The sequence below is a fragment of the Streptomyces sp. NPDC006925 genome (genome assembly GCF_042869575.1).
Classification (GTDB): domain Bacteria; phylum Actinomycetota; class Actinomycetes; order Streptomycetales; family Streptomycetaceae; genus Streptomyces.
This window is the reverse complement of the sequence record NZ_JBIAGB010000006.1, coordinates 185,330-202,046: the sequence shown is the minus strand read 5'-3', so window position 1 is coordinate 202,046 and position 16,717 is coordinate 185,330. Positions and strand designations below refer to the sequence as shown.

Below are 16,717 nucleotides of genomic sequence, written 5' to 3'. Positions count from 1 at the left end.
GCGCCCCACCGGACGCGGCCCGGCCCCGGGCCGTGGGCCTGTCCGCGACGCGCGATCTCCGGGGTGATGCCCCGCTCGCAGAGCGGTCCAGCAGGTATGCGGAGCCTTGGTGCCCACGGCGCAGCAGCCTGCCGCGGCGTTTCCGTCGATCACGCCTGCCGGCCACTTGGAGCGATGCTGTTTCCACTCGGTCCGCGGCTGCCGAGGAGGGCGACGAGCCATGGGCGACCGCCCTCCCGCAACGGCCGCCATCGTGCGCATGCTCGCCAGTGCCCTCGCACTCTTCCGACGGCCACGGTCCGGATCTGCCGGGCTCGGTACCCGGGAACTGCGCTGCTCGGACTTCTGTGCGCCGCCGGTACGCGCCGTCCCGGTGCAGGCGGAAGGCGTTCATCCGGTGCCGGACAACTCCGTCGGCCGGGATGTCGCGTCTTGGTGCCCCACGGCCGGAGCCTTGCTCGGCGGCATGGAACCCGCCGTCATCAGCAGCCGCCCGTAGGTCCACATGGCGACCGCCACGACCACGAGGATGAGCAGCCATCGCACATGCCAGCGCGCGGGTATGTTCCGCGCCCGGGTCAGCAGATCCTCGTGCGGCGTCTGAGGGCGGCGTCTACCGCTTCGGTGGCGGCTCATCGGCGTCTCCTCCTGCCCCCGGCCAGCACACGCGGACGCGCGCGCCCGATGGCGTCCCGGTACCTCAGCAACTCGAGCGGCATGTCGAAGGCAACCGCTGCCACGACCTGGCGGCCGTAGGCGGTGCGCCGCGAGTAGCGGGCCACGAAGCGTTCCGAACGCAGCGAACCCTCCACTATGTCCACCTCCTCTCCCAGGCCGGGCATGCCCACTGCCTGGATGCGGACGCCGTGCTGCTCCGACCAGAAGCGCGGCACCGGGCTGAACCGCTTCGCGCTCCTCGGGCCGAGCAGCAGCGAGTCCGCGGCATGCTGTCCCATCTCCACCGCATGGATCAGATGTTCCACACGAGAGGGTTCCGTGCCGAACCGGGCATTGGGCCATCGAGCCACATCGCCGGCGGCCACGATCCCGGGCACGGGGCGACCGTGGACGTCGACCGCATGGCAGGTCGGGCCGCACAGCACCCCGTCGGACAGCTCCAGTGCGCTCCCGCGCAGCCACTCGGTGCGCGGCACACTGCCGAGGCCCAGAACCACGAAGTCGCTGGAGAGCACTTCGCCGGAATCCAATCGCAGCGTCAGTCCGTCACCGTCGTCCACCCAGTCGGTCACCTGCGTGCCGAATCGCAGGTCCACCCCGGCGCGTCGGTGGATCCCGCCGACCACCTCGCCGACCCGGGAGCCGAGCACCCGGCGGAGCAGCGGGGCGCTGTGCGTCACCAGCGTGACGTCCATGCCCTGCTGGAGTGCTGTACAGGCCAGTTCGCATCCGACGAAGCCACCTCCGAGGACCACGACACGCCGGGCCCGGGCTGCATGCATGGCTCGCTGAACCGTGGCGGCGTCCGCAAGGGTGCGGATCGTCCGTACCCGGTCGCTGAAGACGGGTGCTTCGGGGAGCCGCTTGGCGTCCACACCGGTGGCGATCACGAGTCCGTCGAACGGGAGGCTCTCCCCGCCCCGCAGTTCGAGGGTCTTGTTGTGCACGTCCAAGCCCACCACCGGCGTGTTCAGCAGCCAGTGCGCATCGAGTGTCTCCGCACCCGAGAACGTCAACTGCTCCGCGCGGACCGTCCCGGCGAGGTACTGCTTGGACAGCGGTGGCCGGCTGTAGGGCTGTCGGTCCTCCTCGCTCACCAGGACCACCTCGCCCTCGAAGCCGCGCTCCCGCAGCCGGGTCGCGGCGCTCAACCCTGCGAGACCACCTCCGGTCACCACGATGCGCTGATGGGTGACGCGGGTCGCGGATCCGCTCCGCGGACGCCGCGGCGGCCTGTCCTTTTTCACGGCTGCGGTGCGCCCGCTGATGTCTATCGCCTGCATCGGGCAGCAGCGCACTGCCTGGCGCGCCTGCGCGGCGTAGTCGGCGGGTACGTTGCGGGTGTAGTGCAGCGAACCGCCGCGGGAGATCCGGAAGACCTCGGGCGCCTCCTGCTGACAGATGCCGTAGATGCGACAGCGGTTGTTGTCCACGCTGATCCGCACGGCTTCCGTCTCGGGCACCAGCGTCGGTCCGTGCGGCGGTACCACGTCGGAGCGAATCGGGGCCGTGTCGATACTCCGGTGCGCTGGTGTGTCCGGACCGGCGCCCGGCACAGGGTGGGCGCCCCACTGTTCCGGCGCGTTGGGGAATCGCTCGACCGGTTGGGAGCCGGGAGACTGCTCAGGTCCGGGAGCGGGCGCTCGATCGGGGAAGAGCGGGTGCGGCGGCCGTGGATACGCCCTCGGCGGCGCGGCTCCGGGCGGAATCTGTGACTGTGCGTCCGGGGAGGGCAAGGTCATCGGTAGACCTCCTCAGCGAGCCGTGCGGCCTCCCGTCGCTGTCTGGATCGAGGCGGGAAGACCCGGATCAGGAAGAGCAGCAGACAGGCTGTCGCACCACCGGCCACCAGCACTGCGACGAGCCCGAGATGGCGGGGCTCCGGGTGCACCGTGAAGACGTGCAGCCATACCAGGAAGAATGCTGCGTAGGCGAACTGATGGAACCTCAACCAGCGGTGGTATCCGAGCCACCGCTGCAGCCAGAGCGCACAGGTGACGGCGACGGCCAGTTCGGTGCCGAGGACTCCGAAACCGACCGGGAGGCGTTGCAGTTCCGCGCTGAAAGGCACGATGAGTTCGCTCGCGCCGATGCTCCAGACAGGCTGGTACAGGAACGTCAGACCGTGCATCGCGCCGAAGATCAGCGCGGAGAGGCCCAGGGCCATATGAGCCCCGTAGGCGGTGGATCGTTTGATGGCCCGCTGCAGGAATCTCAGCCGCAGCAGGAAGCCGAACAATACGGTGGCCACCATCAAGGCGTAGGCGACAAGAGCCGTCACCCGGGCGATCTTGTGCACCCCGTCGTCGTACGGGATGTGCTTGCGATGGGCGTCCAGAGGGGAGCCGGGTATGGCATCCGACATCCCGGCGGCGTGCGCGCCGGGAGCCACCAGAAAGGCTGCCACGAAGAGCAGCACCAGCGCCGTGGCACCCAGCCCGAATGAACGGGGTCTTCGCCAACTGCGGGGGGCCGCTGTGAAAGTTCTTCCCATTTCCGAAAACCTCGATCGAGTCCACCCCCGTCGGATATCCGCGGTGAGAATGCGGGCGGGACGCGGAGGTCCCACAGTGCACTCTCGGTACTTCCGGAGCAGGTCGGATCGCCGTCTGATCGGAAGCACCGGCCACGTGGCTTCGAGACCGTACACCATGCGCACCGGCCCGCAAGTGGCATCGAGGGGATCCGCCGCCGCGCAGCGAGAGGTGCCCTCCCCCATGCAGCCCGGCGCCGCGGAGAACCCAAGTTGATCTGTACACCTGCCGGGTGTTGTGCAATCCTCCTGCGGAATCCCCCGCCGGGGGGTGTTGTTGATTCTTCGACCAATGGCTTTCGAGCGGGTCTCCGCGAAGGAACCGCGAGGGAAAGGTACTTACGGCCCGCCCGGTAGATGCCGGCCTCACCGACCTCCGGAACCGGGCCCGCGGGCTACGACGCCTGTGATGTGCGGCAGTTGCCGAGCCGGGCGCCGGAGATGGCCGGGGCGGACTCCCGTGCTGCCCTCGGCAAGCGACGTACCCGCGCCGCGCAAGTGAGCGGCGGCCCCCGGGCTTCGGGCCATACCTGCGGGCAATACGTCGACGATTGGCCCCCATACGCTGGTTGCTGCGCCGCAGTGGTGCGTTTTCGCAGCTGAGCGCCGGTTCTTCGGCGTTCTGCTGCGACGCGCGGCGGCTGACGAACCGCCTGTTGCCGATCCGGCACCCACAAGGGGCGGAAGGGGACCTGATTCCTCGACGTCGGGCCCGTGCCGGTCTCCTCCTCGCGCGAGCGCCGAACGGCTCCGGGCCACGGTTGGGCACACGACGGCGCATTCGACGTGATCACCCCGGTGTGCGGGCTCAGCGGCCGAGTGCCGTCGTGGAGCCCGGCACAGCCGACTGGGCTTGCTGAGCCGACGGCGCTGCGCTTCGCCGTCCACCGGGAACCCGGCGGAGAGGCGACCGGCTACGCCCTCTACCGCTCCAAGGCGGGTGTGGCACGGGTCATCGAGGTCGCGGCGGCCTCGCGGCAGTCGTACGCCGCCCTGTGGCGCTTCCTCATCGACCTCGACGCCCACGACGGTCTCGTCTACGACGGTGCCGTCGACGAGCCGCTGAAGCATCTGCTGACCGATCCGCGCGCCGTCCGCCCCACGGTGACCGACAACCTCTGGGTCCGGCTGGTGGACATCGACCGGGCGCTGACCGCACGCCGCTACGCGACCCCTCTGGATGTGGTGCTGGAGGTCCAGGACACGTTCTGCCCCTGGAACGCCGGACGCCACCGGCTGTGCGCCGACGGCGACTCCGTCACCTGCGAACCCACCCGGGCCCGCCCCGACCTGCGGCTGACCTCAGCGGAACTGGGCGCGGCGTATCTGGGCGGCACCACCCTGTCGGAGCTGGCCGCCGCGCGGCGCGTCGAGGAACTGCGGCCGGGCGCGGTCGCCGCCGTCTCGCTCGCCGCCGTCTCGCTCGCCTTCCGCGGCGAGCGCGCCCCGTTCCACTCGTCGGGCTGGGCCTTTCCCGCCTTCTGACGGCCGGGTGGCCGACGGCCGGCAGCCCGCGGACGTCCGCCCTGTGGCCGCGCGGGGCGAAGCGGTCCGGCGCGCCGTCCGCACCCCGGAGGCCGCGACCGGTCCGCGCGCGGTGTCAGGGCCGGCTGGGGCGGCTCCGTGGGGCGGCGGACGGTTCGAGCATCGGCTCGAAAGCGGACTCCTCCTCGTCCCGGACCTGGGGGAGGAACCCGTCGGGGACAGTGCGGGCGGCCGCGGCGAGCAGGCGGTCCAGGACGTCCTCCTCGGTGGCCGGGGGGAGTCCGAGTGCGGCCAGGAGACGGTCGCGGACGGCGGGATGGTCCGGATGGTCCTCGACGTAGTCGGAGTTGAGGCCCGGGGGGCGGAGGCCGGCCAGGGCGTCGTGCCAGGACGGCAGGACGATGGCGAGGGTCAGGGCCTCGGCGAGGGACTCGGCGATGAGCGCGGCCTGGCCCTCGGAGTCGGTGTGGAGGACGGGGCGGGGGCCGTCGGACGCGGCGGAGCCACACAGGTAGTGGGTGCCGCCCGCGTTGCAGCCGGCGACCGGCTCCACCGGCAGACCGTTGGGCAGGGCGATCGACTCGATCGGGTCGGTGCGGGCGAGGTCGAACTCGCCGTCGCAGGAGAGGTAGGAGGCGGCCTCCGGGTGCGCGGTGATTCTCCGGAGCAGTGCCTCGTCCGAGAAGGCGGCCGGGTCGAGGGCCCTGGCGAGGGCGGGGGTGAGGGGATGTCCGGCGAGGACGTCGCGGATGGCGTCGAGAGGGACGGGACGTTCGTAGTAGTCCTCGAAGTGCGCCTGGACGGCTTCGGGGGAGCGGTCGGTGAGGAGGTGGAAGAGGAAGCCGGAGCCGTCCGGGTCGTCGGTGCCGGTGGGGAAGGCGATGGACGAACCGGTGCGCCAGGCCGTGTCGCCGGTCTCACGCCACAGGCAGGCGGTGATCCGAGGGGCGTCGAGGCCCGCCTCGTGGAAGGCGGGCTCGTCCAGGAGCGGGCGCAGCGCCGTGGGCACCTCGTCGACGACCCCGGGCCAGACCTGCTCGTCCTCCGTGCCGTACGGGCTCATCTCCGACTCGTGGTCGAAGCCGCGTATGAGCACTCCGGCCGGGGTGAAGAGGACGGCGAAGTCGTCCCCCGAGCCGCTGTCCATGAGCGCCGCCGCCGTGTGGGGACTCCAGTCGGGGTCGAAGGTGTATTCGACGAAGTCCGGATCGTCGCCGAGCGCCGCGTCCAGGACGGCCAGCGCGCGCAGATGGGCACGGAGCTGATCGGGGTGGGGGAGAAGGGCGGCGACCTCGTGCACAGTGCTCATGCCGACATCGAAGCAGCGGCCACTGACAATCCGGCCCGGCCGGGAGGGGCCGGGAGGGGCCGGGGGCCGAGCCGGATGCCGGTGCGGTTGTTCGCTGCGGACTCAGGTCTTCCGCGCGGTGCTCGCCGTGCTGGTCACCTGCGCCGTGCCGGTCACCTGCGCCGTGCCGGCCCGGCGCCGGGCGCGGCGCGGGGCGTCCGAGGCCGAAGCCCTGTGCTCCACGTGCCGTCCGGTCGGCGCGCGGCGCTCGGGAATCGCCCCGGATCGACACAGGCACCCGGCCGCGTCCGGACGGGACGTGCGGTCGAACTGGGCGCCCCGCTCTCGGATTTGTGCCTGTGCGTGAGTACGGTGATCCCCCGCGGTCCCCCGGCCGGGAGGTGCCGGTGGTGTCCGCCCGCCCTCCGGAGCCCGGTTTCCGAACCGGCCGGAGCGCGGGCCGGGGCTGGTGCTTCACGTGTCCGTGGCCGCGGCCCGCTTCAGCCGGGGAGCCCCGACCTCGTCCCCTGACGCGCCCGAATTGGAGGCCACGTGACCCTGAGCCGCGCCCCCGAGAGCGGTCTTGCCGTACGCCGACGACTCCGGGCGGACAGCTCCGCACGGTGCGCGGCAGACCCGGCGCCCGGGAGGTCGGAGTGAGCGGGACCGTCGGCGCGGGCGGCCCCGAGCCGACCTCGGCGGCGAGTGGCGAGCCGGGCCGCCAAGGCCGGCAGCGCAAGGATGCGGCGCCGGGGACCCCGGGCCCGGAGTCCACGCCCCCGGGCCCGGAGTCCACCGACCAGGACTCGAAGGCCACGGCCCAAGGCTCGGAGTCCACCGCCCACACCTCGGAACCGGCGGCCGAGGACGGCGTCTCGGCGGCGGAACGGGAGCTGTTCGGGGGACGACTGCGCTGGGACGACGCGTTCGTCGAGCACGAGGGCTCGGTGGCGCGGCTGCGCTTCGGGCAGATGGCGGCCGCGCTGCCGCGCATGATGGGCGTGGTCCTGCGGGCGGGCTGGGAAACCGACCCGCGCGCGTTGGCCGGGGTGGTGGTGGCGCAGGCCGGCCAGGGCCTGACCACCGCGTTCGGGCTCGTGGCGATCAACGGCGTGCTCGGCAGTCTGTTCGCGAACGGACCGACGGACGACAAGCTGCGGGAGTCGATTCCGGCGCTGGCGCTGCTGGCCCTCGTCTCCGTGGGCATGGCGGTGCTGGCGGCCTGGTCGACGGCGATGTCCGGCCGGCTGGAGCCGCAGGTCGAGCGGGCCGTCTCGCTCCGCTACTACCGCGCGGTCACCCAGGTGGAGGTCGCGGCGACGGAGAAGCCGGAGATCCAACGTCACCTGGAGGCGGGCAAGTTCGGCACGGAGTCGGCGCGGCGCATGCTCAGCCTGTCCGTGGGGGCCTCCAATGTCGTGATCGGCATGGTGGCCGCCGCCGTGGTGCTGGCCTCGCTGCACTGGGCGCTGCTGCCGATGCTGCTGGCCATCGCGCTGCCCAAGGCATGGGGGGCGGTGCGTTCGGCACGCCGGGAGTACACCTCGCGGCGGCACTGGGTGGACCACCGCCGGGCGGTCGCCACCCTCCTCCAGTACCTGACGATGCCGCACGCCGCCGGGGAGATCCGGGCGCACGCGGCGGGTTCGCTGCTGCTGCGCGGGTACGAGGAGATGTCCGGGCTGATGGAGACCGAGCAGTGGCGCCTGGCCCGCGCCCAGGCCCGGACCGACCTGGTCGCGGCGGCGTTCTCCGGTCTGGCGTCCCTGGGCTGCTACGGCGTGCTGTGGTGGCTGCTGACCAGCGGCGGCCTCCCGATCGCGGTGGGCGGCACCGCCGTGGTCGCCATCCGCACCTCCACCGCGCGCCTCACCTCGCTGGTGCAGCAGGTGAACCGGATGTACGAGGAGATGCTCCGGCTCGGCGACACCGAGGAGGCCATCCGGCTGGCGGCCGGGCACGCCATCCCCGCCACCGGGAGGCCGCTGCCCTCGCCGGTGCGGGAGATCCAGGTGCGGGACGTCTCCTTCACCTATCCCGGGGCCACGGTGCCCGCGCTGCACCGGGTGGATGTGTCCGTGCGGCGGGGCGCGGTGACCGCGCTGGTGGGCGCGAACGGCTCCGGCAAGTCCACGCTGGCCAAGATCCTGGGCGGGCTGCTGCTGCCCGACAGCGGTGACGTGTGGTGGGTGGGCCCGGAGGGGGAGCGGGTGGAGGTGCGCGAGGCCGCCCGTGCCGACGTCTTCCGGTCGGTCGGGATGCTCACCCAGGACTTCCCCAACTGGCAGATGACGGCTGCCGCGAACATCGCCGTCGGCGCCGGGGACCGTCCGCGGGACATGGCCCGGGTCCGGGAGGCGGCGCGCGGGGCCGATGTGGCCGACCTGATCGAGGGCCTGCCGCACGGCTGGAACTCCATCGTCCTCAAGGGGTACGAACGCGGCGTGCAGCTCTCGGGCGGTCAGTGGCAGAAGCTGGGCACGGCCCGCAGCCTCTACCGGGGCGCGCCGTTCCTGCTGGTCGACGAGCCGACCTCGGCGCTCGACCCGCACGCCGAGATCGAGGCGTTCGACCGGCTGCGGACGCTGGCCGACAGCGGTGTCGCGGTCGTGCTGGTCACCCACCGGCTCGCCGCGACCGCCTCCGCTGACCACATCTACGTCCTGGACCGCGGGCACATCGCCGAACACGGCACCCACGAAGGGCTCATGGGCCGGGACGACGGGCTGTACCGGGGCATGTTCGACGCGCAGGCCGCGCAGTACGGGCTCACGCCGCTCCCGGAGGCGGCCGTCCCCGCGCCCCGCAGCGGCACGGCTGCTCCGCGGCAGGGTGCCGGGGCGGCCGACTGAAGGTGATTTCACCGGAGTTATGCTCACTTCGCATGGTGATCCAGGACAAGGCGGATGAACGGGAATGCGCGTTTCCGCTGTCGGTGCTGTTGCCACGGTTCACTGAACTGGCGGTTGTGTCGTTGTGTCGAGGTCTCCGAACTCCACGCCACCGGAGTACACGACACGGGCTGTGAAACTCTCAAGTGGCGGATGTGGCTGGTGTGTTGACGCTGCTGATGTTGCTCGATTACGTTCCACGAGGCTCCGGGAGGCCCGGCGTGTACAAGCGCCGATCTCGCGGAGAAGTCATTGCTGACCTCTATCCGGAGGGAACGAAATGAACGAAGAACTGCTCGACGACGAGTTCGCCCTGGACCTGCGTGTGGGGCACACCGCGGTCTCCACCAGCTCCGCCGCCGCGACGAACAACGGCGGTTGCGAGACCTCGCGCACCTCGCTCTGCACCGACACGCTCAGCACGTGCTGCTGAGACGCAACATCTGATGTGCTGACACGCCGCACCTGAGGTGACGCACATCCATGGTGAGCCACGCGGAGGGCCCCGCGGTCCGTGCACAGGGGGTCTCAGAGCCCTCCGTCTGGTTGTTCACCGCGAGAGCTGAGATGCACCGAAGAGGCTGAGAGAGGGAACGGCGGCGCTATGGGGTCCGGCTCGGCGGAGAAAGTGACCGACGAAGAGGCTCTGCGGCTGGCTCGCGAGGTGGCCGACCGGCTCATGGAATCGGCCGGCGGCGCCGCGGAGAAGGCGGACCTCGCGGACGGCGCCCCCGGCATCGCGCTCGCCCTCCGGTACGCGGCCGAAGTCTTCGACGAGGAACGCTACTTCAAATCCGGACAGCTCCTTCTGCGGCGCACCGCCGAGGTGAGTGCCGCATCCCCCCTGCAGGCGCCCGGTCTGTACCTCGGCACCGCGGGTGTCGTCTGGGCGGTGACCGAGTACGCCCGTCTGGAGCCGCGCTACCTCCCGACGCTGGCCACGATGACCGACCAACTCGCCCGGCAGACCCGGGCGATCACGCTGAACCCCGCCGCGGGAAGCGTCGCCTCGCACGACTACGACGTCATCGGCGGCGCGGCCGGCTGGCTCGCCGCGCTCCTCAGGGCCGCGGACCTCCTCGGCGGGCGGGCGACGGACGCCACCCGGCAGGCCGCAGACCGCCTCGTCGACTATCTGGTGGAGCTGACCCGGGACGACGGCGGCCCGCTCAGATGGTTCTGCGCACCCTCGCACTTCCCCACCATTCTGGGCCCCGACGGAGAGCCGACGCCTCTGCCGGGATATGTGAAGCAGTTTCCCGACGGCGTGTACAACCTGGGATTCGCCCACGGGCCGCCCGGCATCCTCGCGGCCCTCTGCCGCCCCGACATCGCCCACGCGACCGGCACCCCTGACCAGGAAGCACGCTCGCTCCGGGTACGACAGGGCGTCCGCGAGCTCGCCCGGACACTCGAAGCGCTGCGCATCGACAGCCTCGACTACCCGGCATGGGCCAACCTCCTGCTGCCCCACCCGGATACCGGGCGCCCCGACACCGGCGCCGAGCAGGTACCGGCCAGGAGCGCCTGGTGCTACGGCCCGCCCGGGGTCGCCGCGTCCCTGCTGCCCGCCTCGGCGGCCTGCGGCGAGCCGGAGCCGACCGATCTCGCGGTGGCCACCCTCCTGGGCGTCGAACGCACCCCGGCCGAGCAGCAGCGCATCAACTCGCCCACCCTGTGCCACGGGCTGGCGGGACTGGTGACCGTCTACGGCCGGGCCGCCGCCCAGACCGGCCTGCCGGACCTGCGGCGCATGCACGACGCATTCCTGTCCCGGATGTGCTCCTACGCGGACCCGGAGCACCCCTACCTCTTCCCCGACTACGACCCGTGGGGAGGGCACGAGCACAATCCCGGCCTGCTGACGGGTGCGGCCGGAGTCATGCTCGCCCTCCTCGGTGCCGTCTCCGACACGGCGGCCGAGTGGGACGAGCTGCTGTTCCTGACACCCAGACCTTCCCGCGTACACCAGCCGGGCGGGACCGGGGCGGAGACGGGACCGGACCGAGGCATGGGGGAGACATGACCGAAGAGAGTGCCGACACCTACCGGGCCAGCGGGTTCTTCATGCTCAGGGCTCCGGCCCTGCCCGCGCGCCCGATGCTCGACCTGCTCAGGTCGCTGCCCGCCGCGGACGGCGCGGCCTCCCGCGCCGACGCCTGGCAGGACGATGACGGCGATCACCATGACTACGCCGACCGGCTCCGCAAGCTGTGGTCCACCCCGGGCGTACCGGACGCCGTGCGGGCTGCCTCGCCCCATCTGGCGGACGCCGTCGAGCGGTTCGACAGCCTCGGCGGCAAGGACCGGCGCAAGGCCGTCCGCGGCCTGAGCCGCTATCTGAACCGGATGAGCTTCCGCGCGACGCCGTTCGGCCTCTTCGCGGGCGTCACCACCGGGGTGTTCGGCGAGGAGCAGCGCACCCGGCTCGGCGACACCGCCATCGGAGCGGCCCGCGCACGAGCGGACTCCGGATGGGTCATGCACCTGGTCAAGCGGCTCGCCTTCGGCGGGCAGCAGCCCAGCGACCTGCGGGTGCGGCGCAACGACCTGCTCCACGTGGCCCGCGGCCGGGTGTGGCTGTCCACCGCCGAGGGCTATGGGCTCGATGCCGGAGCCGAGGCCGCCCGCGCCGGCGCACGCGGCGAGGGAGGCCGGTCCGCGCCCAAGGGCCGACGCTCCGTCAGCGTACGGCTCACCGGGCCGATCCGGTCCGTGCTCGACCACACCCGGACGCCGACGACACTCGGCGACCTCACCGCCCGGCTCACCGAGGACTTCCCGACGGCAGGCACCGAGCAGATCGCGACCCTGCTCGACGGCCTTCTCGACAGCGACATCCTCATCACCGCCGAGCGACCCCGGCTGCTGGTCCCGCCGACCGGCCGGACGGACCGCGACGCCTCGCTGCTGCGCTCGATGCTGCCTCCCGTCACCGACCCCGCCGTCGCCGGGGCGATCGACGGGGTGGAGGCCGCGATCGGCGCGTTCAACGAGGGTGAGATCCCGGTGTCCGAACTGCTGGAGGCGGCGAGCGCGCCGATGCCGGAGGCCGTCGGAGGCCACGCGGGCCCGATGCTCCAGATCGACTCGACGCTGAACCTCGACGCGCCTCTCGTCCTTCCCCGTGCCGTGGCCGACCTGGCGGAAGAGGCCGCCCACGTCTTCCGGCGCGTCGGCGCGGAGGACCGCTATCCGATGCATCTGACGGAGTACGCCGACGCGTTCTCCGAACGCTACGGACACCGCTCCGAGATCCCCCTGCTGGAGGCGCTGACCCCGGAGACAGGTCTCGGCCCGCCGCGCCGATACCGCTCCCCGGGGCAGGCATACCCGCTGCCGGGCGTCGTCCCCCGGGCCGTCGACGGAGCGGACCGGCCGGAGGAGCGGCCCCGGGAGACCGTGCTGAACCGGATGGTCTCCGGAGCGCTGGCCCGCCGGGAGCTGAGCGTCCAGCTCGACGACCGAATGCTCGACGAACTCACCGAGGCATCGGCAGCCGAGGACGACCACCGGCCGCCGATGCCGGTCCTCGACCTGTACCTCGGCCTGCTGCCGCCGGGCCCGGACCGGGAGCGCTGGCGCGCTGTCTGCGGCACCGCCGGCGTGGTGATGGGCGGCAGGACCTTCTCCCGCTTCCACGACCTCTTCGACGAGGAGACCCGCGCTTCGCTGCGGGAGCTGGCCGCCGCCGAGGAACAGCGCCAGGGCGACGCCGTCTGCGCCGAGCTGTCATCGCTGCCCCAGCACGCCCGCTCCATCAACGTCACGATCCGCCCCACCGTGCACACCTGGGAGCTGCCGGTCAACGTCACACCCGGCCGGGAGACGGACCGCGTGATCCGGCTGGACGACGTCCTGGTCGGGGTGGCCGACGGGAAGCTCTATCTGCGCAGCCGCACACTGGGCCGCCGACTGCACGTCACCGACCGGGCGATGCTCAACTGGGCGGGTGCGCCCGACCCCTGCCGGTTCATGCTGGAGGTCTCCCAGGGCCTCTCGGGCACGGTCTCATGGTTCAGCTGGGAGAGCCTGACCTGGACCATGCCGTTCCTGCCCCGCGTCGAACGGGGCGATCTGGTGCTGCGCCGGGCGCGGTGGCGGCTGCGTCCCGGCGACCTCGCACCGCCCCCCGGCGGCGGGGGCGACGGGGAGGACGGCGGGGAGGACGCCGCCGCGGCCGCGTTCGCCGAAGCCGTCCGGGCCTGGGCCGACACGTGGCTGGTGCCCCGCCTGGTCAACCTCACCGACAACGACAACGCCCTGCTGCTCGACCTCACCAGCGCCGCCTCGCTGCGCGAGCTGCGCGACAGCCTGGACCGGGCCACCGAGGACGGGATCACCCTGGAGGAGGTCCTGCCCGCACCGGACGAGGGCTTCCTGCGGGACACCGCCGGCGAACCGTACGCCTCCGAGATCGTCGTGCCGCTCGTCCGGACCGGCGAGGACCCGGGCCCCGTGGCCCGGCACATCCGCCCCCGGTCCGTCCCCGACGCCGCCGAGGAGCCCGGGGTACGCAGCAAGCGGATCGGCAGCGACTGGCTGGCCGTGAAGCTCTACGCCGAGCCGGACGCGCACGACACCCTGCTGGGCGTGGGCCTGGCCGGCCTCACCGGACGGCTGGCCGAACAGTACGGCGTGCCCTCCCCGTTCTTCCTGCGCTACGGCGATCCGGCCCCCCACCTGCGGGTACGGTTCCACATACCCGAGGAGTCCGCGCGTGCGGACGTGCTGCGCGAGGTGACCGCCTGGGCGTACGACCTCGCCCGGGGCGGGTACCTCGCGGACCACACCTTCGTCAGCTACCAGCGCGAGGTCGAACGCTACGGCGGCCCCGAACTGATCGCCGACGCCGAGGAATGGTTCCGGCAGGACAGCGCGGCCGTCGTCCAGCTCCTCCGGCAGCTGCGCGCCTCCGGAACCGGACTGCCGGGGCTGCCACCCCTCGGCCTGGACGCGTCCCAGGAGCGCGCCGCGCTGGTCGCCCTCACCCTCGACCGGCTGTGCGGCGCCCTCGTCCCCGATCCCGAGGCGCGGCACGCCCTCGCCCGCCTCGCGGCGCAGCGCAACGCCGGGGGTGACCTCCACCGCACGGTCGGCCGCGGCCTGTGGACCGCCCGCGCGGACGACGGCCCGGCCCGCGAACTGCTCGACGGGGCCGACGCCGTGTGGCGCCCGGCCGCGGAGCGGCTCACCCGGCGGATGGCCGAGCTGGAGCACAGCGGCCAACTCCAGGCGGACCGCGGCGACATCGTCCTGTCCCTGCTGCACATGCACTGCAACCGCATGGGCCTGCGCCCCTCCGACGAGGCGATCGCCTACGGAGTCTGGCGCCGCCTCCTCGACCGCGCGGCACACGCCCCGGGGTGAGCCCCGGGCGGGGCGGCGGACCGCGGCGTACCCAGGGGACGTCGGCCATCGCCTGCGTCCGGAACACCAGCCCGGGCATCACTCCGCGTAGAGCTCGACCGCTCGGCCGTCGGGGTCCGTGACGGTGTGCCGGCCCGGGGGCAGCGGCGGTGTCAGCTCTCCGCCGCTCACACGGAAGCCCAGCCGCACACTGGAGGCCGGGCGCCGGGCGGTCGCGGGATACAACTCCAGCACGCTGCCGTCGGGCAGTGCGGCCGCGTGGTGCACCGGGCCGGTGCCGTGCTGCTCGCGCACGAAGGAGAGCCCCAGCCCGGCGTAGAACGCGCGGCACTCCTCGAGGCGGTCGGCGTAGACGACCACCAGGGAGATACGGGCAGGGGACGGGGGCATCGCTGCCGTCATGGTGGGTGTCCTTCCGTGAAAGAGCGGGGGACCCAGCCGCTCGCCGCAACCGACGATGCCGGACCGGAAGCCCCCGTACCCACGCATCCGAGCAGCGGAGGGCCCCGCGGTGGGGAACCGCGGGGCCCTCCGCGAGGACCCGTGCCGGGCGATCCCCGGTCTAGCGGATGGACTTGATCAGCTCGCCGTCCGGGGTGTCGCCGCTCAGTTCCCAGACGAAGGTGCCGCCCAGCTTCTGCTTCTCGCCCCAGGCGACCTTGCCCCTGAGGGTCTCGGGAGTGTCGTAGCTCCACCACTCGTCGCCGCAGTACGCGTAGGCCGTGCCGCCGACCGTGCCGTTGGCGGGGCAGCGGGTCTTGAGCACCTTGTAGTCCTCGATGCCCTGTTCATAGGTGCCGGGGGCCGGGCCGGTCGCCGTGCCGCCGGGCTCCTGCTGTGTCACCCCGGTCCAGCCGCGGCCGTAGAAGCCGAGCCCCATGAGGATCTTCTCCGGCGGGACACCGTTCCACAGCAGGGCCGCGATGGAGGACTTGGTGTCGAAGAGCTTCTTGGGGATGCCCTCGTAGTCCTCCAGCGCCGAGTGGGGCGCGGTAGGCCCTTCCTTGTCGAAGGCACCGAAGTAGTCGTAGGTCATCGGCAGGTACCAGTCGACGTACTGGGCGGCCTCCCGGTAGTACCCGGACGCCTGCATCTTCCCGCCGTCGGTGGCGTCGGCGCTGATGGCCGCGGTCACCAGCTTGTCCCCGAACTTGCCGCGCAGTGCCTTCATCAGCTTCGCGAAGGCGCCCTCCCCGCTGGTGTCGCAGCTCAGTCCGCAGGCGTTGGGGTACTCCCAGTCGATGTCGATGCCGTCGAAGAGTCCTTTCCAGCGGGGGTCGTCGAGCAGGTCGTAGCAGGACTCGGCGAATGCGTCGGGGTTCTGGGCAGCCTCGGTGAAGCCCTTGGACCAGGTCCAGCCGCCGAACGACCACAGCACCTTCAGGTCCGGGTGCTTCTTCTTGAGCTTCAGGAGCTGGTTGAAGTTGCCGCGCAGCGGCTGGTCCCAGGTGTCGGCCTTGCCGTCGACGCTCTGGGCGGCGGTGTAGGACTTCTCGTAGTCGGCGTAGCTGTCACCGGCGGTGCACTTGCCGCCCTGGACGTTGCCGAAGGCGTAGTTGATGTGCGTGAGCTTGTCCGCCGAGCCCGAGGTCTCGATGTTCTTGACGTGGTAGTCGCGCTGGTAGACGCCCCAGTTGGTGAAGTATCCGACGTTCTTGGGTCCGCCCGTCTCCGAGGCGTGCGTGCCCCCGGCCAGCCCGGCCCGCTCGTCGCTCCCACCGGAGGTGTCGACCGCGAGCAGCGCGGCGACCACGGCTGCCACGCACAAGCCGCTCAGTAGGGCGAAGAGGGCGCGGCGGCGGAGTCCTCCGGCGGCGGGGTAGAAGTCCTGTCTGCTGTCCGATCCGAGCATGGTCACCTCGCGTAGGGGGCGGGGGAAGGTGCCCGGCGTTCACCCCTGGACACGTGAGAACCACACCGGCCCGTCGATGTCGCGGACCGAGGTCGGTTCTGCCGGCACCGGTTCTAGAAACGGGTGCGGTGACCGTCCGGTTCACTTCCGCACGGGGAGTCGGTGCGCGGCCGGGTGGCGCACGTGGGCGTACTCCGTGCGCTTCCGTGAGGAGTCCGACGGACGGCACGGGGCACGGGGGAGTACCGACCGGTCGTCCCGAGGCGCTCGATCCTGGTGGCCGGTGTGTCTCGTTCCGCAAGCCGTGCCCCGGGCCGTGGTTCCCCGGGCGGTCCGCCAGGAATGCTTCGCCCATGACAGGAGATGACAGGAACAGGCGTTCACAGTCCGGTGACGACGGCGGCTCCTCCAGCGGAAGCGACTCGGACGGCGGCGGAGAGTAGCCGACGGTTCGTCCTCGTCCCTGCGCACCACCGGTGTGTGGGGACGAGGTGTCGCACACCTGGGCGGAGACCTCTGGTGCTGAGGGAGCAGCGGCACTCTCGGCGCTGTCGGTCGCGGAGGCGTCCGGCACGCAACTGAGCCGCCTGCAGTGCCCAACGGCACTGAATTCGAGCGGA

General features: G+C 72.1%; 11 protein-coding genes. 5 read left to right on the top strand and 6 right to left on the bottom strand.

Going from position 1 to position 16,717, the window contains the following annotated elements; genetic code table 11:
• Window positions 1-390 precede the first annotated feature (390 nt).
• The 3 genes from ACFYNS_RS11585 to ACFYNS_RS11575 form a co-directional block, all read right to left on the bottom strand.
• A complete protein-coding gene (locus ACFYNS_RS11585) occupies window positions 391-636 on the bottom strand; it encodes a hypothetical protein (RefSeq protein WP_360289629.1) in 246 nt (81 codons plus the stop codon).
• Entirely contained in the window at window positions 633-2,141 is a 1,509-nt protein-coding gene (locus ACFYNS_RS11580; protein ID WP_360289627.1) for an FAD-dependent oxidoreductase, read from the bottom strand. The genes ACFYNS_RS11585 and ACFYNS_RS11580 overlap by 4 nt, the downstream gene beginning before the upstream one ends.
• Before the next feature lie 275 nt (window positions 2,142-2,416).
• On the bottom strand, window positions 2,417-3,172 hold the full coding sequence (locus ACFYNS_RS11575; protein ID WP_360289625.1) for a ferric reductase-like transmembrane domain-containing protein: 756 nt from the start codon (window positions 3,170-3,172) through the stop codon (window positions 2,417-2,419).
• A gap of 825 nt (window positions 3,173-3,997) precedes the next feature.
• On the opposite strand from ACFYNS_RS11575, the gene ACFYNS_RS11570 reads away from it, so the two are divergent.
• Complete coding sequence (locus tag ACFYNS_RS11570) at window positions 3,998-4,696, top strand: sterol carrier protein domain-containing protein (protein ID WP_388602280.1); 699 nt, start codon at window positions 3,998-4,000, stop codon at window positions 4,694-4,696.
• Window positions 4,697-4,811: 115 nt separating this feature from the next.
• Here ACFYNS_RS11570 and ACFYNS_RS11565 read toward each other — a convergent pair whose 3' ends face one another.
• Window positions 4,812-6,005, bottom strand: coding sequence for a hypothetical protein (locus tag ACFYNS_RS11565; RefSeq protein WP_388602279.1), 1,194 nt, complete (start codon window positions 6,003-6,005; stop codon window positions 4,812-4,814).
• Window positions 6,006-6,877: 872 nt separating this feature from the next.
• Between ACFYNS_RS11565 and ACFYNS_RS11560 the strand changes: the two genes are divergently transcribed.
• The 4 genes from ACFYNS_RS11560 to ACFYNS_RS11545 all read left to right on the top strand — a co-directional run bounded on the left by ACFYNS_RS11560 (window position 6,878) and on the right by ACFYNS_RS11545 (window position 14,245).
• Window positions 6,878-8,836 (top strand): ABC transporter ATP-binding protein, encoded by a 1,959-nt coding sequence (locus ACFYNS_RS11560; RefSeq protein ID WP_388602381.1) that lies wholly within the window; start codon window positions 6,878-6,880, stop codon window positions 8,834-8,836.
• 319 nt (window positions 8,837-9,155) lie between these two features.
• Window positions 9,156-9,308, top strand: coding sequence for a hypothetical protein (locus ACFYNS_RS11555; RefSeq protein ID WP_019357929.1), 153 nt, complete (start codon window positions 9,156-9,158; stop codon window positions 9,306-9,308).
• Between the two features lie 195 nt (window positions 9,309-9,503).
• Window positions 9,504-10,901, top strand: coding sequence for a lanthionine synthetase C family protein (locus ACFYNS_RS11550; protein ID WP_388602277.1), 1,398 nt, complete (start codon window positions 9,504-9,506; stop codon window positions 10,899-10,901).
• Complete coding sequence (locus ACFYNS_RS11545; RefSeq protein ID WP_388602276.1) at window positions 10,898-14,245, top strand: lantibiotic dehydratase; 3,348 nt, start codon at window positions 10,898-10,900, stop codon at window positions 14,243-14,245. Before ACFYNS_RS11550 ends, ACFYNS_RS11545 begins: the two co-directional genes overlap by 4 nt.
• A gap of 78 nt (window positions 14,246-14,323) precedes the next feature.
• Here ACFYNS_RS11545 and ACFYNS_RS11540 read toward each other — a convergent pair whose 3' ends face one another.
• Together ACFYNS_RS11540 and ACFYNS_RS11535 are read right to left on the bottom strand one after the other, a co-directional pair.
• Complete coding sequence (locus ACFYNS_RS11540; protein ID WP_360289614.1) at window positions 14,324-14,647, bottom strand: glyoxalase/bleomycin resistance/dioxygenase family protein; 324 nt, start codon at window positions 14,645-14,647, stop codon at window positions 14,324-14,326.
• A gap of 160 nt (window positions 14,648-14,807) precedes the next feature.
• Window positions 14,808-16,097, bottom strand: coding sequence for a glycoside hydrolase family 18 protein (locus ACFYNS_RS11535; RefSeq protein ID WP_388602273.1), 1,290 nt, complete (start codon window positions 16,095-16,097; stop codon window positions 14,808-14,810).
• Window positions 16,098-16,717 lie beyond the last annotated feature (620 nt).

Coding starts and splice junctions, on each gene's coding strand:
- ACFYNS_RS11585 (WP_360289629.1), bottom strand. CDS start 636: ATGAGCCGCCACCGAAGCGGTAGACGCCGCCCTCAGACGCCGCACGAG.
- ACFYNS_RS11545 (WP_388602276.1), top strand. CDS start 10,898: ATGACCGAAGAGAGTGCCGACACCTACCGGGCCAGCGGGTTCTTCATG.
- ACFYNS_RS11575 (WP_360289625.1), bottom strand. CDS start 3,172: ATGGGAAGAACTTTCACAGCGGCCCCCCGCAGTTGGCGAAGACCCCGT.
- ACFYNS_RS11535 (WP_388602273.1), bottom strand. CDS start 16,097: ATGCTCGGATCGGACAGCAGACAGGACTTCTACCCCGCCGCCGGAGGA.
- ACFYNS_RS11540 (WP_360289614.1), bottom strand. CDS start 14,647: ATGACGGCAGCGATGCCCCCGTCCCCTGCCCGTATCTCCCTGGTGGTC.
- ACFYNS_RS11565 (WP_388602279.1), bottom strand. CDS start 6,005: ATGAGCACTGTGCACGAGGTCGCCGCCCTTCTCCCCCACCCCGATCAG.
- ACFYNS_RS11555 (WP_019357929.1), top strand. CDS start 9,156: ATGAACGAAGAACTGCTCGACGACGAGTTCGCCCTGGACCTGCGTGTG.